Source organism: Aeromonas sp. SER (assembly GCF_038739615.1).
Taxonomy (GTDB): domain Bacteria; phylum Pseudomonadota; class Gammaproteobacteria; order Enterobacterales; family Aeromonadaceae; genus Aeromonas; species Aeromonas jandaei.
Genome location: NZ_JBCGFC010000004.1, coordinates 22,546 through 40,295, shown reverse-complemented (window position 1 = coordinate 40,295; position 17,750 = coordinate 22,546). Strand labels below are relative to the sequence as shown.

General features: G+C 50.3%; 25 protein-coding genes. 22 read left to right on the top strand and 3 right to left on the bottom strand.

Annotation, left to right across the window (positions count from 1 at the left end; translation table 11 throughout):
• The first annotated feature begins 39 nt into the window (after window positions 1-39).
• The 3 genes from AAHA41_RS07455 to AAHA41_RS07445 all read left to right on the top strand — a co-directional run bounded on the left by AAHA41_RS07455 (window position 40) and on the right by AAHA41_RS07445 (window position 6,318).
• Window positions 40-879, top strand: coding sequence for a hypothetical protein (locus tag AAHA41_RS07455; protein ID WP_342697321.1), 840 nt, complete (start codon window positions 40-42; stop codon window positions 877-879).
• A 657-nt stretch (window positions 880-1,536) separates the two neighbouring features.
• Window positions 1,537-2,379, top strand: coding sequence for a hypothetical protein (locus AAHA41_RS07450; RefSeq protein ID WP_323069856.1), 843 nt, complete (start codon window positions 1,537-1,539; stop codon window positions 2,377-2,379).
• Window positions 2,380-5,052: 2,673 nt separating this feature from the next.
• On the top strand, window positions 5,053-6,318 hold the full coding sequence (locus AAHA41_RS07445; protein WP_136501938.1) for a hypothetical protein: 1,266 nt from the start codon (window positions 5,053-5,055) through the stop codon (window positions 6,316-6,318).
• Window positions 6,319-6,409: 91 nt separating this feature from the next.
• Here the strand turns inward: AAHA41_RS07445 and AAHA41_RS07440 are convergent, their stop codons facing one another.
• The 3 genes from AAHA41_RS07440 to AAHA41_RS07430 all read right to left on the bottom strand — a co-directional run bounded on the left by AAHA41_RS07440 (window position 6,410) and on the right by AAHA41_RS07430 (window position 7,487).
• Window positions 6,410-6,820 carry a hypothetical protein gene (locus AAHA41_RS07440; RefSeq protein WP_323069857.1) on the bottom strand — a complete coding sequence of 137 codons (411 nt, stop codon included), beginning with the start codon at window positions 6,818-6,820 and terminating at the stop codon, window positions 6,410-6,412.
• Entirely contained in the window at window positions 6,804-7,106 is a 303-nt protein-coding gene (locus AAHA41_RS07435) for a hypothetical protein (protein ID WP_136501936.1), read from the bottom strand. The genes AAHA41_RS07440 and AAHA41_RS07435 overlap by 17 nt, the downstream gene beginning before the upstream one ends.
• A 96-nt stretch (window positions 7,107-7,202) precedes the next feature.
• A complete protein-coding gene (locus AAHA41_RS07430) occupies window positions 7,203-7,487 on the bottom strand; it encodes a hypothetical protein (RefSeq protein WP_323069858.1) in 285 nt (94 codons plus the stop codon).
• Between the two features lie 138 nt (window positions 7,488-7,625).
• Here AAHA41_RS07430 and AAHA41_RS07425 point away from each other — a divergent pair, with 138 nt between their 5' ends.
• The 19 genes from AAHA41_RS07425 to AAHA41_RS07335 all read left to right on the top strand — a co-directional run bounded on the left by AAHA41_RS07425 (window position 7,626) and on the right by AAHA41_RS07335 (window position 17,442).
• Window positions 7,626-8,267, top strand: coding sequence for a 3'-5' exonuclease (locus tag AAHA41_RS07425; protein ID WP_323069859.1), 642 nt, complete (start codon window positions 7,626-7,628; stop codon window positions 8,265-8,267).
• A gap of 57 nt (window positions 8,268-8,324) precedes the next feature.
• Window positions 8,325-9,419 carry a hypothetical protein gene (locus tag AAHA41_RS07420; protein WP_323069860.1) on the top strand — a complete coding sequence of 365 codons (1,095 nt, stop codon included), beginning with the start codon at window positions 8,325-8,327 and terminating at the stop codon, window positions 9,417-9,419.
• Window positions 9,420-9,433: 14 nt separating this feature from the next.
• Entirely contained in the window at window positions 9,434-9,949 is a 516-nt protein-coding gene (locus tag AAHA41_RS07415) for a hypothetical protein (RefSeq protein WP_136501932.1), read from the top strand.
• Window positions 9,942-10,211, top strand: a complete 270-nt coding sequence (locus tag AAHA41_RS07410) for a hypothetical protein (protein WP_136501931.1) — start codon at window positions 9,942-9,944, stop codon at window positions 10,209-10,211. The genes AAHA41_RS07415 and AAHA41_RS07410 overlap by 8 nt, the downstream gene beginning before the upstream one ends.
• A 180-nt stretch (window positions 10,212-10,391) precedes the next feature.
• A complete protein-coding gene (locus AAHA41_RS07405; protein ID WP_323069861.1) occupies window positions 10,392-11,111 on the top strand; it encodes a hypothetical protein in 720 nt (239 codons plus the stop codon).
• A gap of 202 nt (window positions 11,112-11,313) precedes the next feature.
• A complete protein-coding gene (locus tag AAHA41_RS07400) occupies window positions 11,314-11,976 on the top strand; it encodes a hypothetical protein (RefSeq protein WP_323069862.1) in 663 nt (220 codons plus the stop codon).
• A gap of 104 nt (window positions 11,977-12,080) precedes the next feature.
• The gene (locus AAHA41_RS07395; protein WP_136501928.1) at window positions 12,081-12,506 is read left to right on the top strand and encodes an AP2/ERF family transcription factor; all 426 of its coding nucleotides are present in this window, start codon (window positions 12,081-12,083) and stop codon (window positions 12,504-12,506) included.
• Window positions 12,507-12,606: 100 nt separating this feature from the next.
• Entirely contained in the window at window positions 12,607-12,834 is a 228-nt protein-coding gene (locus AAHA41_RS07390; protein ID WP_136501927.1) for a hypothetical protein, read from the top strand.
• A 410-nt stretch (window positions 12,835-13,244) separates the two neighbouring features.
• Entirely contained in the window at window positions 13,245-13,505 is a 261-nt protein-coding gene (locus tag AAHA41_RS07385) for an AbrB/MazE/SpoVT family DNA-binding domain-containing protein (protein ID WP_323069863.1), read from the top strand.
• Window positions 13,505-13,867 (top strand): type II toxin-antitoxin system PemK/MazF family toxin, encoded by a 363-nt coding sequence (locus tag AAHA41_RS07380; protein WP_323069864.1) that lies wholly within the window; start codon window positions 13,505-13,507, stop codon window positions 13,865-13,867. Before AAHA41_RS07385 ends, AAHA41_RS07380 begins: the two co-directional genes overlap by 1 nt.
• 14 nt (window positions 13,868-13,881) lie before the next feature.
• Window positions 13,882-14,193, top strand: a complete 312-nt coding sequence (locus AAHA41_RS07375; RefSeq protein ID WP_323069865.1) for a hypothetical protein — start codon at window positions 13,882-13,884, stop codon at window positions 14,191-14,193.
• 268 nt (window positions 14,194-14,461) lie between these two features.
• Entirely contained in the window at window positions 14,462-14,725 is a 264-nt protein-coding gene (locus tag AAHA41_RS07370) for a hypothetical protein (RefSeq protein WP_323069867.1), read from the top strand.
• Window positions 14,726-14,738: 13 nt separating this feature from the next.
• Window positions 14,739-14,975, top strand: coding sequence for a hypothetical protein (locus AAHA41_RS07365; protein WP_136501923.1), 237 nt, complete (start codon window positions 14,739-14,741; stop codon window positions 14,973-14,975).
• A 33-nt stretch (window positions 14,976-15,008) separates the two neighbouring features.
• Window positions 15,009-15,242, top strand: a complete 234-nt coding sequence (locus tag AAHA41_RS07360; RefSeq protein ID WP_136501922.1) for a hypothetical protein — start codon at window positions 15,009-15,011, stop codon at window positions 15,240-15,242.
• Between the two features lie 12 nt (window positions 15,243-15,254).
• Complete coding sequence (locus tag AAHA41_RS07355; RefSeq protein ID WP_323069869.1) at window positions 15,255-15,497, top strand: hypothetical protein; 243 nt, start codon at window positions 15,255-15,257, stop codon at window positions 15,495-15,497.
• Window positions 15,498-15,500: 3 nt separating this feature from the next.
• Entirely contained in the window at window positions 15,501-15,695 is a 195-nt protein-coding gene (locus AAHA41_RS07350) for a hypothetical protein (RefSeq protein WP_323069870.1), read from the top strand.
• A 12-nt stretch (window positions 15,696-15,707) separates the two neighbouring features.
• On the top strand, window positions 15,708-15,857 hold the full coding sequence (locus AAHA41_RS07345; protein WP_323069871.1) for a hypothetical protein: 150 nt from the start codon (window positions 15,708-15,710) through the stop codon (window positions 15,855-15,857).
• A 54-nt stretch (window positions 15,858-15,911) separates the two neighbouring features.
• Window positions 15,912-16,403 (top strand): GNAT family N-acetyltransferase, encoded by a 492-nt coding sequence (locus AAHA41_RS07340; protein ID WP_323069872.1) that lies wholly within the window; start codon window positions 15,912-15,914, stop codon window positions 16,401-16,403.
• Window positions 16,404-16,905: 502 nt separating this feature from the next.
• The gene (locus AAHA41_RS07335) at window positions 16,906-17,442 is read left to right on the top strand and encodes a hypothetical protein (RefSeq protein WP_323069873.1); all 537 of its coding nucleotides are present in this window, start codon (window positions 16,906-16,908) and stop codon (window positions 17,440-17,442) included.
• Window positions 17,443-17,750: the final 308 nt, after the last annotated feature.

Sequence of the window (17,750 nt, the reverse complement as noted above, 5' to 3'; positions counted from 1 at the left end):
TTTAACGGCCTTCGGGCCGTTTTCGTATAGAGGTGAATTATGAAACCAAGCAGATACTGCTTACGTATCGTGAAAATCGGGCTCATGAGTGAATCCAACACTTTCCCATCTGGCACTGCGACTCCTGACCTAAGAGTGGCTCTGACCCAATTATTTGCGATCTATCCGGTAGCAAGGCAAGAGGTGCTCGCGGCATGCTCTGCAGCAAGAAATTTCATACAGAACATCCCTGCAGAAAGACTTGCTGAGCAGAGACTGGATCTCACTGGTGACCTGGCGAGTAAGTTCAAGAGCGTGATCGCGGCATATAAAAAAACCGCTGCCATCACTTCGAGTGAGCTATGCGTGGCAGCGATCCTCCTGCAGATTAAGCTAGGATTGGCATTTGACCAGGCTATTCATTCCATTGACAGTTCAGCGGTGTTACAAGCCAATAGAACTTTTATTGACTACATGAGTACACCTATTGCATTGGATCTTGCCGGTCGTAATCAACCTGCCTCCCCTGCCTCCCCTGCCTCCCCTGCCTCCCCTGCCTCCCCTGCCCCACTGATCCAACATGCCTCGGATATCCAACTTACCCCGACCATCCAGCCTGAAGTTGTATGTCATGACTTGGCCATGATGCAGACACCTGGGCTTTCTGAGTTGAAGCAAGATGATAAAACATTGATGCAGGTAGTTGAGTCAGGTAAGGCAGCGAGCAATGAACTTCCCAAGCCACTGAGCGATGACAGTCTTTTAGTCAAAGACGAGAAACCGCAAGTCACCACTCCACAACTCCCTAGTGCGAGTGTTGTCCCTCCGTCTGATGTGACCGTAACAGATGGGGAATTTAGTGACGATTTTGAAGACATCATGGAATGTCTAAGAATCTAACTCTTCAATGAGTTGGCCCGTCTGGCCAACTCATTTCATCGTTGTTTCATCCGAAAATGCAAACAAACCCGCTTCCAGAGTGACGTTGATATCGTCATTTGGTTTAACAAACTTACCTGACTGTTTTTGCAAACTTTGCCCAGCAGGGTCCGCCACAGCACCGGGCAAGCCCTACCAATCACCTCGAAGTGACGGCAATATCGTCACTCGCTTTGACAAACTTATCTGACTGTTTTTGCAAACTTTGCCCAGCAGGGTCCGCCACAGCACCGGGCAAGCCCTACCAATCACCTCGAAGTGACGGCAATATCGTCACTCGCTTTGACAAACTTATCTGACTGGTTTTGCAAACTTTGCCCAGCTGGGCCCGCCACAGCACCGGGCAAGCCCTACCAGCCACCTCGAAGTGACGGCAATATCGTCACCGACTTTGACGGGCCAACCGTAAGTGTCAACCAAGTTTAGCTTGCATTGACCCTATATCTGCATCTGCTGAACCCATGAGTGCCGGTCTTGCATTTTTAGATCTGTATTGAGGCTTCCCCGATACGGGGGATTAAACATCTTTTCATTGCCTTTATAGTTGATGGGTAGTGGCAATCCATATGCCGAATGAGTTTATATGATATAATATAAACTCATGCTGGAGGGTTAGATATGCAAAACAATATGATGAATGAGTTGGATAGCTTCCTTGGTTCTAAGGAAGCGGAAAGCAAGCCTCAAGACTTAACTCCTGCACAGGGAACGGTCAGTCAGGATGCTAAAAAACGCCGAGTAATACCAAAATGCATTCCGCTTAGTGTTGCTCGGCCACAAGAGGCTGAGGCGAAACAAAAAGAAGATGATGTGGTGCCAGGATTAAAAAAAACACCGGATGATGAACAAGGTTGTCGTGTTCGCGGTGGATTTTCTCTTGGTGGTGTGAATATTGATATAACAAACAATGCTGATATACCAAAAGCATTACATAAGTCATTCTTTGATGTTAATGAGGATGATTTTATTAATGGGACAAATTGGCTTCTTGCTGATGCAGCGACAAAAAAAGCGGCGTATAAATGGTTTTCTGATTTAGAGCATATGGGATTTAAAGTAACTGTTGCTCATGCAGTGAAATGGATGTCCTCAGGCACTGTAGACATCCCCCTTAGTACCGGCAATAGCATTGAAATCAAAAAAAATGTAGCTAACTTTGATGCCGTACCATCGGAGTATGAAGAGATTGCAAAACTTATCATATCTGCAGCTAAGAGCGGTGCAATTAAGCCGACTATCTGGGGGGATGATGAGTTCATATCTTCAGTTAGCAAGTTTATCGAAGACGCCGGGGTTAAAGTAAATGTGATCACACTTGAGCAAGCACAATCCCAAGGATTCATTCAGGCTGATGAAGCAAAACATGTAGCTGGCCCAGCTAATTCGGAAAATAAAAAAGACCCCAAAATAATTTTGCCATCTTTATCTACATCGCCAAGATCGAGTCAAAAGATCATTTGATTTCACAAGGGCCTTAAGTGGCCCTTTTTAATTACCCCGCCCTTCTCCCACTCGCTCGAGTTACTAGAGCGTCATTTCGTATAACAATAAATCTCCCTTTAGCTACTGATGATAAGGCGTTAAAACAACGCCAGGCTTGGGTGGCCATTATCTCAATTCACGGAGTGGACCTCGGCTTAATGATGGCTGCGGAGGCTTCCCTCATAGTATCCACTCGTTATCCATACTGCGAAGGCGTAAAAATAACGCCAGGGCGCTCGATCGGAATGGCAACTCCGAACCTGGTTCCTCACTTATCTCGAGGCCATACATAACAAAGCGCCCAACAGCGGTGTGGCAGATTTTTATGGCCAGATACTAGAAATGGTCGCTGAAAGCCTGTGGGCGTTAAAAGAACGCCTAGAAATCAGCTCGCACACCTCAAAGGCGTTAAAGCAACGCCTAGGTGTCGACTAAAATGCCGCTTGGGCGTTAAACCTACGCCTTACTGTCTGTGTAAATGCCTTATAGGCGTTAAAAGTACGCCTAAATGGCTTTGCAATTGCTAGCTTGGCGTTATTTTAACGCCAATTGGTGAGAACAATGACTGTCGGGGCGTTATAACAACGCCTATGGGTAAGCTCGAATGCCGGGATGCGTCAAAACCAGTGTATGGTGGCGGGATTGGCACTTTTGGGAGCCTTTCTCAGAAAATGCAGTTCAGGGCCAAAGTCTATGAATGCCGCCTTTGTCTCAGCGGTTAAGTGAGCCGGAAAGTGTCCGGATCGCAATGACAGCCAAGTCTTTCTTTCGACCTGGTTGCCTACCCCACTTGAGCATCGGAGATGCTGTCGGCAAGGGGTCATTTATAGCCAGATTTGACGCACCTCGGGATGGATCTCTGGTGGTTTTTAGGATCACTTCTAAACAGTTTCTGTGTGTGGTTCTCTATGGTGGATTAGTGGATCGCTTATGTTGCAACATTAATATACACCAAGGCCCATTTCAGCCACCCCAAAACGACACAACAAACAGTGTTCATTGGCGTAAAATGCCCGCCACAAAACGCTCCAGAAGGGCGCCTTTCCGAGTTTGGATCCGATGATGATCGACAACACACCAACATAGCGGACTTAGATGCTGTCGGAGGTGCATTTCCCGCTCGATTGACCGCCATGAAACTTCGACAACCTCAAATACGGCTTCATCAGAATGATAAGTGAAGGGAGCGAGTGAAATGCACTGTAGGACAGCTATTTTGTTTGTGGCCAAGCAATAATGGCAATTTCAGCAATCAAAGTTGGTTATGCGTCGAGGTGGCAAGGTGTCATTTGTGTAAATTCCGGATGGTATATTAAGCAAGATGATACGCCAGCAAGAACATATTGATTCAAATGCGGATTATGGCTGCATCCAGATTGATTAATCACAGTTGATGATAAAACATTGATGCTGAGAATGGTGCGTTTCCGTCTTTCAAGAGCGAAATCCAGCAGTATTAAGTCGATATATTTGGTAGCGTTGAGGATATGAGTCATAACAACAGAAATTATTCGGTCTAAGCTTTGTTTTCATCACTGTTTGAAAACTATTTGAAAGCAATCTCGCTGATATAGCCGCCTTTCAGACTGGTGGCGCTCTGGCTGTCGCATAATTTCCGAGTTAATTTCTGTGAAGCCATTTTGTTGGGGCTCTAAATCAAGCTTGCACCAGAATTGTTCGATGCTGAGAACGGTGCATTTCTGTGATGCATGAATAAACGCATTGAATGCGCAGCGGGTATTCCATCTAGCATATGATGCAAGCAATCCTCTGTAACCATTCAAGGATGGCGCCTTTCCGAAGTGCGTATGCATATTGCTGGAATAGCATATTGAGTGCGAACATGATCGACCAATTCCCAAGGTGTCACCAATAGGCCTATTTCGAACCCATCTGTGCGATGGGGTGGTGGCGAGCATATTGCGGAAAGGCGGTTCTTTGCGTTTGCTTGTGTGATAAAAAGGCTGATTAGCCGACAATGCAATGTTTTTCGCCAAATCTTATTTAAATCCAAGAAGGGGAGAAAACACTGTTTTGGCGTCAAGGTGGTTTTTAATGCTTGTTATTGGGGCGATATTCTGAACACACTTAAGGTGAATTCCAATTGATTTCGTTGAGCTGTGCTTTGGAAAGGCTTCTGAATCAGCGGTATTCCCCACCCTCCCCCCATGGACATGCTTATTACGCTTAACGATCTCAATATTTGATATGTGTGGTATGCACCTGACGTATATGTCGCGATTGCGCTTAAGCGTTCTGCAGACTTTTAGTTGGCACAATGCTCCGGAAGAATTTCATTTGTTATAAATGTGTGAGATGGCATAGCTTTTTTGCCATATTAGGTGTCATCGAATGCATCGTCATCAGGTTAGGTTTCAATCAACCTATTGTCTGATGGCATAGGAGTTTCCTTCCACCAGCCCCAAGGCTGCCTACTCCAATTGTGACCAACTCAGCATCAGTTTTAGGACTGGATCTGGACGCGGCTTTCTGGGGCATAAAAAAAGACGACACTAAGGGTGTCGTCTTTTGTGGCTCAACCACAAGCCTTATGTACAGTCGTACTAGGGGTAGAAGCGGAGCTTCACTTTGGTTTATATCACACACCGATTAATCGAGTAAATGAACGGCCCATGGCTGGATGGGTGTAGAATGGAGACCTCAATCGCACCGCCAATCTCAACCTTCGGGGTAAGTATGGATGTCGACTTCAGCTATCTAAATGATGCCAATGCGGCCTTGCAGCCGGGACTGACCTCTCACGAAGTCTCTGTTCTTATTCGGCATCATCACCACTCGGTGAGGTGCAATCTTGCAAAAAATCAACATGTGGCCACTTGCCTGAAGGATGCGTTGCTATTGGACAGCAATCAGCTGGTACGAAGCAGTCTTGTTTCCTATAACAGGCTGCCGAGTGAATGGTTGCTGAAGCTAACCAAGGATCCATGTCTGGATGTTAGAAAGGCTGTTGCGGCCAGCGTTGATGTAACACCTGGTGTGATGGAGGCTCTTGCTGCGGATCCTGATGCGGGAGTCCGCGCTATAGCGCTAAGCCATCGAAGTGCGTCGCCTGAGCTCCTGATGGCCCATGTGCGCGATCCTGCCGACAAGGTGAGGGAAAGGGTTGCCATGCACCTAGCGCTTCCTTCAGAGGGCGTGTCAGCGTTACTGGAAGACGATTGCCGCGATGTTATACATGAGGCGTTGCGCAATCCTAATCTCTCGATAGGGGTTTTGAGCAAACTTGCCTCTAGCCGAAGCAAGGATGTCAGAAAAGGCATAGCTGAGAACCCTGCAACTCCAGCCGATCTTCTTGCCTGGTTATCGAACGACTGCTCGGAGGTAGTTAGAGCGGTTGCAGGTAACAGCAACTGCAGCGATGAGTTAGTTGGAAAGTTGCTTTGCTACCCGGATGTTGGTGTACAACATAACCTGTTGGCGAATCCAGCGTGCCAGGCAGAGCGCCTTAATGCGATCTGGGATTTAAAGAGTCTATCTCTGAAAAGCCGGATGCTAGAAAACCCGAATGTTCCAATACGATGCATTGAAGAATGCATGCACCAATCTGGTGGTCTGACGCACCTGGATGCCGTGAATTGCATGCGTACACCGATTGCGTTCTTGCTGGAGCTAAAGGTGCTTCATGAAGAGTGTGCAGATGAGTATTCATCAGAGCTCCTCTTTGCTGTGAACAAGAGGCTTGAGGTGCTGACAGATGGGGTGATTGGGGAGGCTATTGCTGCTTGTGAGCTGAGCCTATCCATGAAGATGTTGACTGTGCCTTGCTCATTGGGGGATGGCTTGCTTGCTGTTAATGAAACTGACCTATACCAAAGGATCCAGTACGCTGAGCTTACCAGTGGGCAAGCATCGAGAGTTAATCTACGTCGACAGGCAAAGACAAGGTGTCACCTGTAGTCTAGGGGATGTAACATCCCCCTCCCCTTCCAGTCACACGCACTGGTGCTTCCTCCAGATAGCCCCCTGAGAGGCCACCTAGTTGACTCACTTAACTGGGCTGACTTCCCGCACTATTTGCCAAGGTCACTGAGCGGTACTTGTAGGCTTCCCACACATCGACGCCGTTTGTCTCGTTACGGCAGAACTCTTCTATTTGCTCGCGAGTCCATTCAACCACCAGCGCATCTGATGGGGCGTCCCCTGCGCTAATCGCGGCACGGATTTTTGTTGCGACCGCCTCGCTGACTTCATAGGCGAACACTCCCGGCCAGCCCTCTTGGGTGGCATTCAGGGCGTCAGTCAAATACTCCTCTTCTTGAGTCACAAGGGTGGCGCACTCCCCAATGAAGCCATACAGCTCGACGCAGCCATTACCCCAAGCTTCCAGCAGCGAGTTGTCGATACCCATGGAGCTGGCAATGGCCACGGCGTTAAGCGTTGCGTTATTTGTTGTGTGCATGTTTTTTGCTCTTGTTATTGATAGTGGTCGCTCTGACCAGAATCACAATGATGCTGACTGACAGAACGAGGAAAAAGGCAAGGATGCTACTGAGGATGATTTCAGGGCCGAACAGCGGCTGCTCAATCACTCCAATGGCAAGGAGTAAGGTGTTTATTGCGGAAAGCACGATGACTGCAATAACAGCGCATACAGCGAGAATAGAGGTCCAAAGCTTTACAGCCTTCAGCTTGGGTATCGCAAAGGTGCCGCCGATAATGATCTGATTGTTTTTAAGTTGTCTCATGCTGCATGTCCTGACTGAGGTGATGGCCGTTGGCCGCTGACATTTAGATCATAGTTAATCGGCATCATCATGTCAACACAAGGAATAATAATGTGATTATATTTTCTTGATTTGGCGCAGCGCTTTTAGGCGGTCATGCTCTGCGAGGGCCTTTTTTGTCTCGGCCACCAGCTGTGAAGAGGTTTTTGCAAGCTCTTCAAGAATTTTGTTCTTCTGTCCACCTTGAAGGATGGCGCCAACCAAGTAGAAGCTGACTTGAGCGATGCTGTCGCCGCGCAGTAATTGGGCTCTTGTGCGGCGGACAATTTCTTTCACATAACTGGCGTTTGCTTGAGGGGTGCGGCCATTTTGCATGTATTTTGCCTTTGGTTTTGTAGTCATGCTGGGTCTCCATTGCTCGGTTATTTTGTCATTTTGGCAACATAAAAACAGTGTTGTCCATTGCTTTATTTCTGTCAACATATACAATAAATAGCGTGAATAAATTCATTTTATAAGCTGGTTTTTTGGAGATTTAGCATGCAGTCAGGTAATCAAGTGAGCCATTACCCCCGCCACCCGACGGTCACGCCATGTGTGGCGCCGTTAGATATTGAGACGCTCGCAAAGACTGTTGATGCTGTTATCGCGACCATTGCGCTAGTAGCCCGGAACGTCGTGACTAAAGAGGTCCTCGGGGAATTCTATGTTCGGGTTAATTTAGAGCAGCCTGGCCGAGTAACGGATGAGGAGACTCTGTCTTTTTGGCATGGGCAGAGAGAAAGCAATCCGGAGGCATGGGAGGAGGTGTTTGGTTATTCCGATGAGCGCATCCAGCTGGTGGATGCATTAATTGGACTGAAGTCATTTATTGAAGACATTGAGCGCAGTACCGGCATGTGTGTTGAGGTAATGGGGAATGGGCCTGAATTCGACAACACCATTTTGACGCATGCTAGTCAGCAGCTTGGTCTGGGTGACCTGTGGCATTTTCGCCGGAATGAATCAATGCGAACAGTCGTCTGGATGGGGCGTCTATTGCTTGGCGTTGACCCGAAGTACCAGGTGCCATTTATTGGTGTTCCCCATCATGCGCTGCATGATGCGCGTCATGAGGGATGCACTATTACGGAGATCGTCCAGGCCTTCATCCATGCATTACCCACTCCCGGACATGAATAAGAGCGAGTTTATGTGGGCGTAGCGCTGGGTGTAGTGATTCTGGAATAGGAGTGAGATATGGATCCCCTGATGAAAGGCGTTGATGAGCAAACACGGTGGGCATTAGCCAAAAATCCAAAGACGCTCCCTGAGACATTGGAAAAACTGTTTTTTGATGATGTGGAAGCAATCAGAGAGGGGGTCCTTCGCAATCCGTCCGCACCGGCACATACGCTTGCACTGGGGGTGTACGAGCCAAACAAGGAATTCCGCAAGTTGGTTGCGATGCACAGGTCTACTTCACCAGAGACGCTGCAGATGTTGAGCCGAGATCCTTCAGAGGATGTTCGCTTGGCGGTCGCAAACCACCGACAGGCACCGGCAGGGGCGCTGGTGGTTCTTGGGGGAGACCCGGAGATTGCCATCCGTCGAGTCGTTGCTGGGCATCCAAATGCGCCATTGGCATTGTTGGCTGAATTGGCCAGTGAGCCTATTTGGCAGATCAGGCGTGCAGTGGCGACAAATCCCAGTGCGACAGAGACCGTGTTGTCAAAGTTGGCTGCTGATGAGAACAATTCGGTCAGTTCTGGTGTGGGGGCGAGTGATGTGGCATCCCCCCGGTTGCTGGAACAGCTCTCCCATCATCATAGCCACACGGTTCGCCACGTAGTTGCAGGCAATGCCAAGCTTGATGCTGATAGTTTGGCGCGATTGGCGGGCGACCCGGAGAAAGCGGTTAGAGATCGGGTGGCCAACAGCCCCTCCACCCCACAGGGCGTACTCAAGGCGATGTTGAAGGATGAATGGGAAATCCGGCAGAGCCTCGCACAAAACCCAGCATTGAGCCCCCTTGTTCTGCTGACATTGGCGGTGTGGGATAATAGCTTGAATGTACGTGCTACCGCTCAAAACATGCTGGTCACCAAGCCACACACCTACTGGAAAGAGGCTGTTGACGACGGCAGTATCAGTGAAACCACTTCTTGGGGGCGCGGGCGTGGCCGCAAAGTGCTGTGTGATGCCATGCTGGCGCAAGGTTTGGCAGGGTTGTACCAGCAGCTGCAGTCCATGCTGCTGGAGAAACAGATCAATGCTCTGGCCACCAGCCACCCCATACACCCCATCCAACCGGTAGGCGCTATCGCGCCAGCTCGGCAACGGATGGCTTTGTAGGTTGAGGAAATACCATGTTCAGAAACGAATACGAAAAAGCCTTGGCGCTGTGTGACTTCACTATGTCGCAAACCAATGCCTTGTTAGATATTGTCGAGGAGTGTTTCCCAGCCGGTCGAGAGGCTTTTATTGGGGGGTGGAGCGATGGCGTTAACTCCGTGTGCCGGTTCCTTTATGGTGACATGCTCTCTCATGATGAGTTCGAAGATGATCACCCGACGCGTGAGCTCGGGTATCCGGAATTGCAGAGCGAAGCTCTGTCTTTGCTAAACGGGGTTTCTTTTGATTTGGCGTCGCTCAAGTTAAGCGCAGAACAAGCCGTCACCCGCATGAAAGAGGAGATCCACGGCGCGAAGGTCGATGCCTTCATTGCAGCGATGCAAAGCCTGGCAGCACCACGCCTGTATTTCTTCATCAAGCGAGTTGCCGAAGATGGGCACGCCGACGATTACTTCGCAGGAAAGGCTGCCTGGTGGGTGATGTTCCTCCAGTGCTGGAATGATGCCAAAAAGGAGTGTTGCCATGCGTAAGGCGTGTATCAACCTGGACGGCACATTCAAAATGGCTTGGCTCATTAGCGGCGACTTGGGGACTGGGAAGACCCTCCACTATGTCGAACTATCCAATGCCAACCAGACATATGACCCAACCCCGGAAGAATGGCAGCGGGGACTGGATGAGTGCTACCAGAAAGCCGCAGAGCTCAAATACGAAGTCTCGCGGGTTCGTGGTCTTGCATTTGTGAAGGAACAACGACCGATGGACCGTTTCAAGTTCGACGTGAAGCAATAGATAGGCATGCGTACCGCTGATAAGAATGCTGGTTCACAACCGGTTGGCAAGGACAGTGGGGACAATGCACTACTACGCCAACTCACCATTTTGATACCTGGTGATGGGCAGCCAAAAGATCTCAATCTGGCCCACCAGCCATCATGGTCTGTTTAGCCGACAAAAGGAGCTATGCGCTCAATGAATGACGTAATGACAAACATCCTCAGCCAGAAGACAACCAGGTTGATCGATGGGGATAAACATCTGCTTGCTGAGCTGGAACGAGAGGTGCTCGATGAAGATGGGATGCCGAAGGTTGTGCCTGCAGAGGTCTATCTGAAGTACCCCCATGATCAGCTTCGTGTGTTTGGCGGTCTTAACGGTCTGTTCGTGTTTCCCACCTGCGAGCTCGTCGACTTCCTGCGCAAAGAGATCGGCACTGGTAAGGCTCTCGAGATTGGCGCCGGTAACGGTGTTGTGGCCAAAGAGCTTGGAGCCATCGCAACCGACAACTACCAACAATCGCCAGACTTCCGGCCAGAGCCAAAGTTTCAGGGATTGTGGCGACAGTTGATGGATAGCTTAACCACTACGGGGAATGCCCCAGTGCGCTATGGCGAGCATGTACTTCGCCAGGACGCGATCTCTGCAGTAGTGAAGCATCGTCCGGATGTGACCTACGGCTTGTTTGTGACCCACCGGGTCCGTGTGGGCGAGAGTGGCGGCAGCGTCATGGGGATCGAGGAGCACAAGATCCTCAAGCGCAGTCGTTACATCATGGCCGGTAACCTGGTTACTCACGAACACAAGCATCTGCTTGCCCTCCCCCATCAGGAGATCACCTTACCAGGGTTGGTTACCCGCGCCGCCGTGCAAGATGCCAACCGTATCTTTATCTGGGAAAAGCAGGCGAGATAACTGGTGCCCGTAGCCGCGAGAGCGTCTTTTACTAAAGAGGTGCCTTAAAAATAGCGGGGTATCAAAATAACACCCCCTCACAACGTAGCTTGGGCTGAACGCGCAGGTGAAGGGTTCAGCCGCAGACATTGAGCTATTGAGGGGCCCTTATGGTGCGTTTTCGTTCCATTCGATTTCAAGCACCCACTACATAGGTATCATCATGAAGGCATTTGTCATGAAGGCATTTGTCAGTAACTTAACGGCGCCCAAGTGGCAGATCGCACTGAAGAGCCCAGAGTACCAACTGCCATCAGCCTTGTTGCTTATATTGCCGGTGCTTACTAGGAATGCACTGGTGTATGGCGTGAGCTGGGAGTCCACCCTTGTGATCAGCGTACTGCTGCTTTCCATCTATATGAGAATCCGATGCTTAATACACAAAGGGGCCCTGGTGTCCCTCCCGCTTAACTCACCGAGATTGCAATGGTGCCTGGACGTGAAAGGTCGCTTGTACCCGCACCTTGAACATGGCTTGGCCAAAGATGTCCCAAACGGCGTAATGACTCATGGCATCAAGAAACAATGGTTTGAGAGCGCCTTTGATACGATCGAGGAAGCAGGCATGTTTGGGAGGCCCATTGTGGTTAAGACGCCATTTGGATTGGATAGTCTTTGCTCCCGGCTTGAAGCTTGTGGCTGGCGGGTTGAGCGGAAGCCGAGTGCCACAACACCGTTGTTACAGCGGATTACACTGGTTCTGCGTCGAAGCAGCTGGAAAAATCGCGCCCCATGGTGCAGGAACTGGCGTGATGTTGGCGTAATGAACCACGCCATTTTGTACCCGGTGCCGACCGCGTTCGAAAAACAGGTTTTGCAGGATTAACGATGCCTTCTGGTTTTGAATCGACTCATTGAATTTCAATCCACCAGCCCAAAAGCCCTATCGATGTGGGATGGAAATGGGTGATCAGATTAGAGGGAAAAGTAGTGAGTCCGTTCGGTAAATACATCAGTTTGACTGGTACAACCCTCATGGTACGGGTGCCAGGCGATAGACAAAGAAACTATCCGATCCGTCATGCAAGAGCGGCGATGGCGGCTCGGGATGCTATCGCTGCCTCATTCGGCCTGACCGTGACGCTTCAAAATGAGCGGGGGCGGAAAACGAGGCGAGCCAATAAAAGCAAGCTATCAATCGGGCTGCCCAGTGGTGTGTCGTTCTGCGAGAGCCATCAGGCTTTTGGGGTCGTCTGGCGCGAGGGCCCTGTTGGTTCCCGCACTACCAGATTCAAGTCATTTTCCATTTCCACCTATGGGACAGAAGCGCAGGCGCGTAGGCTTGCTATCGAATGGCGGGCCCATATGGAGGTGTTGCATTATGACGATGTCAAAAACAAGCCAGTGGACGTGTGACAAGAGGAAAACGGCATTGTGCAAAGCTGAGCTTGGGGTGATCCATTTCCCAGCTCACTTCTTAGTTCACTCGACTGCTGGTTAGAGGAGTACACGACAGATGGCAAGCAAGAAATTGGTTAGGCTGGCCCAAGCTGCTGCGAAAGCCAGCGCGAAAGCGGCGGCGGCCCAGTTGGTTTGGGTTGAGGCGTTCAAAGCAGAGTTCGGACACGACGACATTTCAGACAAACTTGTGGAGGCTATCGACTACGCGAAAGGCGGCGGTTATGAAGCAGACGAAATCACCGCCGAGTTTATCGACGCAAACTCAGAGCCTGGAATGGGCTAAGTCAGAGGAAAACAGCAATTGGACGGAACGGTTGTCCAAGCTGCCCGATGACTTTGAAGAGCACCCGGTCACCGAGGATGAAAATAAGCGGTAGCGCGGGGCGGCTTATCAAGCCGCCCGTCACACATCCACCAGCATTTGCTTAGCGCGATTGATTGAGCGCCGGATCCCGCATCATTACGCCTAAGTAGTGGTCATCCGCAAATTTACACACAGCCCCTCCCCTCTTAGAGCAACAGGGTGGGCCTGTTGGTGATCAGTCCAGCAGACCCTCCCTTATGCTCATGCTCCACTCCCCAAGACAATCCGCTGCAGAATTCAGGTCCTTAGTAGATACATATGTTGACACATGCAGAGGTGAGTCATAATGTAGATACATGTGTTGCTACAACCATGTGTGAGGATTCTTTATGCACAGTGAAATTAAGCGTTGGGGGAACAGTGCAGCTGTTCGCATACCCAGCAAGATTTTGGCTCAAGCCAATCTGGATGTATCCAGCCCAATCAGCATTGATGTGAAGGCCGGGAAAATTGTTATCGAAGCTGCTGTGAACACAAAGCGAAAGGTAAACCTGCCGTTCAGTGAGGCCTTTTTGCTGAAAGGACTGGATACGCATAGCGCACATGCCGATGAGCTTGCTCAACCTTCTATTACTGAGCTGGGGGTTTGATGGCGCAGTACCTACCAGACCGTAACGACATCATTTTGCTGGACTTTGAACCTGTCAAGGGTAAGGAGATCGGTAAATACCGCCCCGCCCTGGTACTGTCCTCAAAGCAGTACAACAAGCAAACCGGGTTGCTTATCTGCTGCCCAATCAGCACCAGTATTCGCAATCATCCGACCGAAGTCCCGGTAGGCAATATTGATGAGCCGTCGGTTGTCGCCTCAAGCCTGATCCAAACCCTATCGTGGAAGGAGCGCCGAGCTAAGTTTGTCGCCAAGGCGGAGCCTGGAGTCATGGATGAGGTGCTGGTGCGTATCATCCCGTTGATCGGGGCTGATGGCGTCATCGAGAAATTCATCGAGTAAGAGGAAAAAAAGCCATGACCATGGATCTTTCTCAAGCGGCCCTGGACGTTTTGGCAGAGCGTAAGCGCCAAGTAGTCGAAGAGGGCTGGGACGCTGACAGCGACGACAGCTATGTTGATGGCGAGCTGGCCAGCGCCGCGCTGAACTACGCATCCCCAGAAGCAGTAAAGCCGATATACAAGAAGCAGCCCCCTTTCCGTACTGTGTGGCCATTCGCGCTCAAATGGTGGAGGCCACGCTCATATCGCAGAAATCTAGTGAAGGCGGCAGCATTACTGCTGGCAGAAATTGAGCGTCTTGACCGCGCAGCATCAAACAAGAATTGAGGAAAAAGACCATGTTTTGTCACGGGAATGAGCAAGATATGTATTTCCAGAGTGCCAATGCTAGTGAGTTGTGCAGCTGCGTCTCAGTGACGTTGACTGACTCTCAAGCTGCCGCAATCGACCGCCATCCAAAACGGCAAGCGCAAATTGTTGGCGCAATTCTGGCAAAAGGTGAACAGGCTAGGCATACCGAACCAGGGTGTCCAATCTGCAATGGCTATGGCATTAAGCCAAGCCAGAACAAAACCAACTGATTGAGGGTGGACGGATGGCTTATGAGAATACAGCCGAATGCAAAGCTGCAGGGCTAGACCCTGCCCAGGTTCGCCGGATCGCCAAGGGATTGTCCCGTTACGCCAAAGAGGCTCAAGCGCTTGGCCTGACAGTTTTTGGCGGTTCTGGTCAGGGCTCATTGCGAGTAGATGATGGCGGTGACGGCCAGCTCATAGTTGCATACCTAGATGGTTGGATTGATGGCGGCGCAGGTGACTCCAGACACGATGCCGCAGGGCTCCTGCGCGGTGAACTTTGATTGAGGAAAAATCATGGCAATTGAACTTGTAGCACCGTCCTCCGCAATAAACATGATCGGGCCATATCTGGCAGCCTATGCCGTTTGCCCTTTCTGCAAATATGAGAACATTTTTACTCGTCTTGAAGGCCCTGTAAGCCCGGTTAAGGCGGTTTCCGTATGCGAGCATATCCGGGCTCACTTCATTGATGATGAAGGCGAAAGCAAGTTTGAGTTTGAAAATCAGATGACTGCCCTGAAAGGGCAATGATAGATCACAGCAGAGTTGATAAGGAGTCATAGGATGGGAGCATATTGCCGCGCAGCTATCCGTGATGCTGCCGCAGATCGACAGGTTCGCCTCAACGAACAGCGGGCCAAAATCGCCGGGCTAGAGTCCGTGATCGATGAACTGGTGCAGTTGCAACTCGACATGGTAGAGGATGGCATGACGCATGCTGCAGCTGCCATCGGCAGTGACTTGATAGCATTTCGCGCCGAGTTAAGTTCTGAGCAAAGCGCCTTGCGGGCAATATAAGAGGAAAAGTCTGTGGATGAACATTCATTTGAAACTGACCCACACACCTTTGGTTGGGACTGTTTTTTTAACGGCGGTAGCGAGTCTGATAATCCACACCTGGCTGAATCGGCGGATTTTAAGCGATGGTTGCGAGGATTCCATGAGGCCGCCGCAGAAAGTGCCGATGCGCACTCCTGTGGGGTAAATGCAGAGTGGGTCGGTGCCGAAAAATTTTGCATAGTTTGCGGCAAAAAAACCGACGAAATGGAGTGAGAAATGACCAATAAAATGATTTTGGTGTTTGTTTCAGCCTGCCTTTTGTCTGCATGTGATTCGGTCACTGAGCTGAAAAATACGGTGGTCAAAGAGCTGGTGGATGCGACCCCTCCAGTAACGCTGGTGTTCCCATCTGGCAGTAAATTGCTGGTGGGTGGTAAGCCATCTTTCATCTCTGGCTCAGATGCATGCTAGAAGAACTGCGTGGTGATCACCCCTGATACCGAACTGGTGGAGGTGTTTGTGGCGTCATCTTCCGCTGATGCCCCGCGTCGAGAGATATGGACGGTAAAACGAGATGGAGATAAAACCATGCTGCTCGGCACTGACGGAAGCCAGATCGGATATGTCGACTGAGCGACGGGTAACGGCGTGTGGATGGCCTCGTTCCCCCGCACAAAGGAGATGTTGATGACACCAATGACGGATCCACATAACGCGCTTGTCAGCTTCCAGGCAGCAATCAGCTCGGGCAGCATTCATCCCCATCCATGTCCCCGGCATGAAGGCCTGTTTTTGTATGTGGATGGACCTTGCGCTCGACCAAGGACTACCTTCGCCATGATCGACCACCAGCATACCGTGAAGGCCTTGGTTACCGGTGTTTGCGATCGCTATGTGGACGCCATTCCAGGTTTCAATCTTGGCTATGCGGTTGCAGAGCCATTCAGAAGACAGGGTGTGGCCACAGATATTTTGCGCAAGGCAATTGGAGAGATGCAGTTTCTGGCCGCAAAAGCCCGTCAGGACCAGCTCTATGTGTTGGCGGTGGTCGGTGTGGACAATCTTGCGTCCCAAGCCGTGGCAAGCCGATGCATTTGTGAGTCACCGGTACTCACCACTGACGGTTTATCAGGCCTCCCGGCATTCCTCTACCAGCGTTTGCTTAGCGCGACTGATTAAGGGGTATAGATGGCCACGAGTGATGAACATCAACGATTAGTAGCTATGTGCGCTCGCTGGTTTAAGCGCCAGGGGTTTGCCATCGTTGCTACTGAGCTGGCGAGCTACGGCAATCGTGAGCAGCCAGACGTTTATGCGTGCCGTCAAACCTGCTCCGCTGTTGCTGAAATCAAGGTTAGCCGGGCTGACTTCCTGGCAGACAGCAAGAAGCCGGAACGTCATAGCGGAGGGCTCGGCACTTACCGATTTTATCTCTGTCCAGAAGGGCTGATTTCGCCTTCGGAACTACCGGCACGATGGGGCCTTCTGTATGCGAAGGGTAGAAGCATCATTTCGATACATGCCCCCGGTGGGAACATGTGGCCAGGGCCAGGCAGGCAAGACGAAAATTGGAGGCCGTTTGCTCATGAGACTGACCATGAAGCAGAGCGGGCCGCGTTGTTCTCCATTGCCCGTCGTTTAGCAAGCGGGCAGCAGACGTACAAGTGAAAGAGGTGATTTGATGAACGGTATTGAGTTCTTAGAGCGTTACCTGGACAAGATGGATCAGCCTCTGGCTGTTGAACAGGAACGCTATGGTGGTGGGTATCGAGTGATTTTATTACACCGAACCTCCGCTGAGTTCTTATTCGACATGCTGGAAGGCGATGACAATGAAGGCACTCAAGCACAGTTCTTCTTGGGTGAGAATATGCTTTTCCCTAGTGCATGGGGTCGTTCGCTGGGTCAGGCTCTACGTCGGCTTAGTGCCAAGCTGGAAGCCATGTATGAAATCACAGACAAGCCAGGTAGATCTGGTGTCGCACGCAAATTCAAGCTATTGGCTGAGTACGACACTGAACCAGGAGAAGATAAGTCCTACTACGATGTCGAATTTGAGCAAGTTGTGGATGACTGTCGACATGGCGATTGGTACTGGTTTGAAGACGCCAAAGAAAAGTGCAGTCAAACTGAAAACCGGAATCTTCATGCATGGGTAAATTTTCAATGGCCAGCAGACTTAAAAGAAGCTGTAACCAAGGCAGAAAAACTGGAATAAATGAGAGGCAAAGCGAATTATGACTGAAGTTGAATGCCCTGCTTGCAAAGGCCGAGGTAAGGAAGTGACATTTCACAATGCCATCCAGGAGCAAACCAATCGTTTGTCGCTGGAGAGCTGCTCTGTTTGCACCGGGACTGGAAAAACCACTCCGGAGATCGCGGATAAGATCATCAGGAGACAAAAAGCCTGGGACAAACTCCTGAATGGAGCGTGATTAATACACCAGCAACGGTGTCATAAATGCCTTTATGGCACCATATAAAGATTAACTCTGCGTGGTAGCAGCCCCTTCTAACAAGTTATAC

Excerpts from the sequence above, each read along its gene's own strand:
- AAHA41_RS07385 (WP_323069863.1), top strand. The coding sequence starts at position 13,245 with ATGCACAGTGAAATTAAGCGTTGGGGGAACAGTGCAGCTGTTCGCATA.
- AAHA41_RS07450 (WP_323069856.1), top strand. The coding sequence starts at position 1,537 with ATGCAAAACAATATGATGAATGAGTTGGATAGCTTCCTTGGTTCTAAG.
- AAHA41_RS07405 (WP_323069861.1), top strand. The coding sequence starts at position 10,392 with ATGAATGACGTAATGACAAACATCCTCAGCCAGAAGACAACCAGGTTG.
- AAHA41_RS07370 (WP_323069867.1), top strand. The coding sequence starts at position 14,462 with ATGGCTTATGAGAATACAGCCGAATGCAAAGCTGCAGGGCTAGACCCT.
- AAHA41_RS07435 (WP_136501936.1), bottom strand. The coding sequence starts at position 7,106 with ATGAGACAACTTAAAAACAATCAGATCATTATCGGCGGCACCTTTGCG.
- AAHA41_RS07420 (WP_323069860.1), top strand. The coding sequence starts at position 8,325 with ATGGATCCCCTGATGAAAGGCGTTGATGAGCAAACACGGTGGGCATTA.
- AAHA41_RS07445 (WP_136501938.1), top strand. The coding sequence starts at position 5,053 with ATGGAGACCTCAATCGCACCGCCAATCTCAACCTTCGGGGTAAGTATG.
- AAHA41_RS07455 (WP_342697321.1), top strand. The coding sequence starts at position 40 with ATGAAACCAAGCAGATACTGCTTACGTATCGTGAAAATCGGGCTCATG.
- AAHA41_RS07430 (WP_323069858.1), bottom strand. The coding sequence starts at position 7,487 with ATGACTACAAAACCAAAGGCAAAATACATGCAAAATGGCCGCACCCCT.
- AAHA41_RS07440 (WP_323069857.1), bottom strand. The coding sequence starts at position 6,820 with ATGCACACAACAAATAACGCAACGCTTAACGCCGTGGCCATTGCCAGC.
- AAHA41_RS07400 (WP_323069862.1), top strand. The coding sequence starts at position 11,314 with ATGAAGGCATTTGTCATGAAGGCATTTGTCAGTAACTTAACGGCGCCC.
- AAHA41_RS07340 (WP_323069872.1), top strand. The coding sequence starts at position 15,912 with ATGACACCAATGACGGATCCACATAACGCGCTTGTCAGCTTCCAGGCA.
- AAHA41_RS07360 (WP_136501922.1), top strand. The coding sequence starts at position 15,009 with ATGGGAGCATATTGCCGCGCAGCTATCCGTGATGCTGCCGCAGATCGA.
- AAHA41_RS07335 (WP_323069873.1), top strand. The coding sequence starts at position 16,906 with ATGAACGGTATTGAGTTCTTAGAGCGTTACCTGGACAAGATGGATCAG.
- AAHA41_RS07380 (WP_323069864.1), top strand. The coding sequence starts at position 13,505 with ATGGCGCAGTACCTACCAGACCGTAACGACATCATTTTGCTGGACTTT.
- AAHA41_RS07350 (WP_323069870.1), top strand. The coding sequence starts at position 15,501 with ATGACCAATAAAATGATTTTGGTGTTTGTTTCAGCCTGCCTTTTGTCT.
- AAHA41_RS07390 (WP_136501927.1), top strand. The coding sequence starts at position 12,607 with ATGGCAAGCAAGAAATTGGTTAGGCTGGCCCAAGCTGCTGCGAAAGCC.
- AAHA41_RS07415 (WP_136501932.1), top strand. The coding sequence starts at position 9,434 with ATGTTCAGAAACGAATACGAAAAAGCCTTGGCGCTGTGTGACTTCACT.
- AAHA41_RS07410 (WP_136501931.1), top strand. The coding sequence starts at position 9,942 with ATGCGTAAGGCGTGTATCAACCTGGACGGCACATTCAAAATGGCTTGG.
- AAHA41_RS07425 (WP_323069859.1), top strand. The coding sequence starts at position 7,626 with ATGCAGTCAGGTAATCAAGTGAGCCATTACCCCCGCCACCCGACGGTC.
- AAHA41_RS07375 (WP_323069865.1), top strand. The coding sequence starts at position 13,882 with ATGACCATGGATCTTTCTCAAGCGGCCCTGGACGTTTTGGCAGAGCGT.
- AAHA41_RS07365 (WP_136501923.1), top strand. The coding sequence starts at position 14,739 with ATGGCAATTGAACTTGTAGCACCGTCCTCCGCAATAAACATGATCGGG.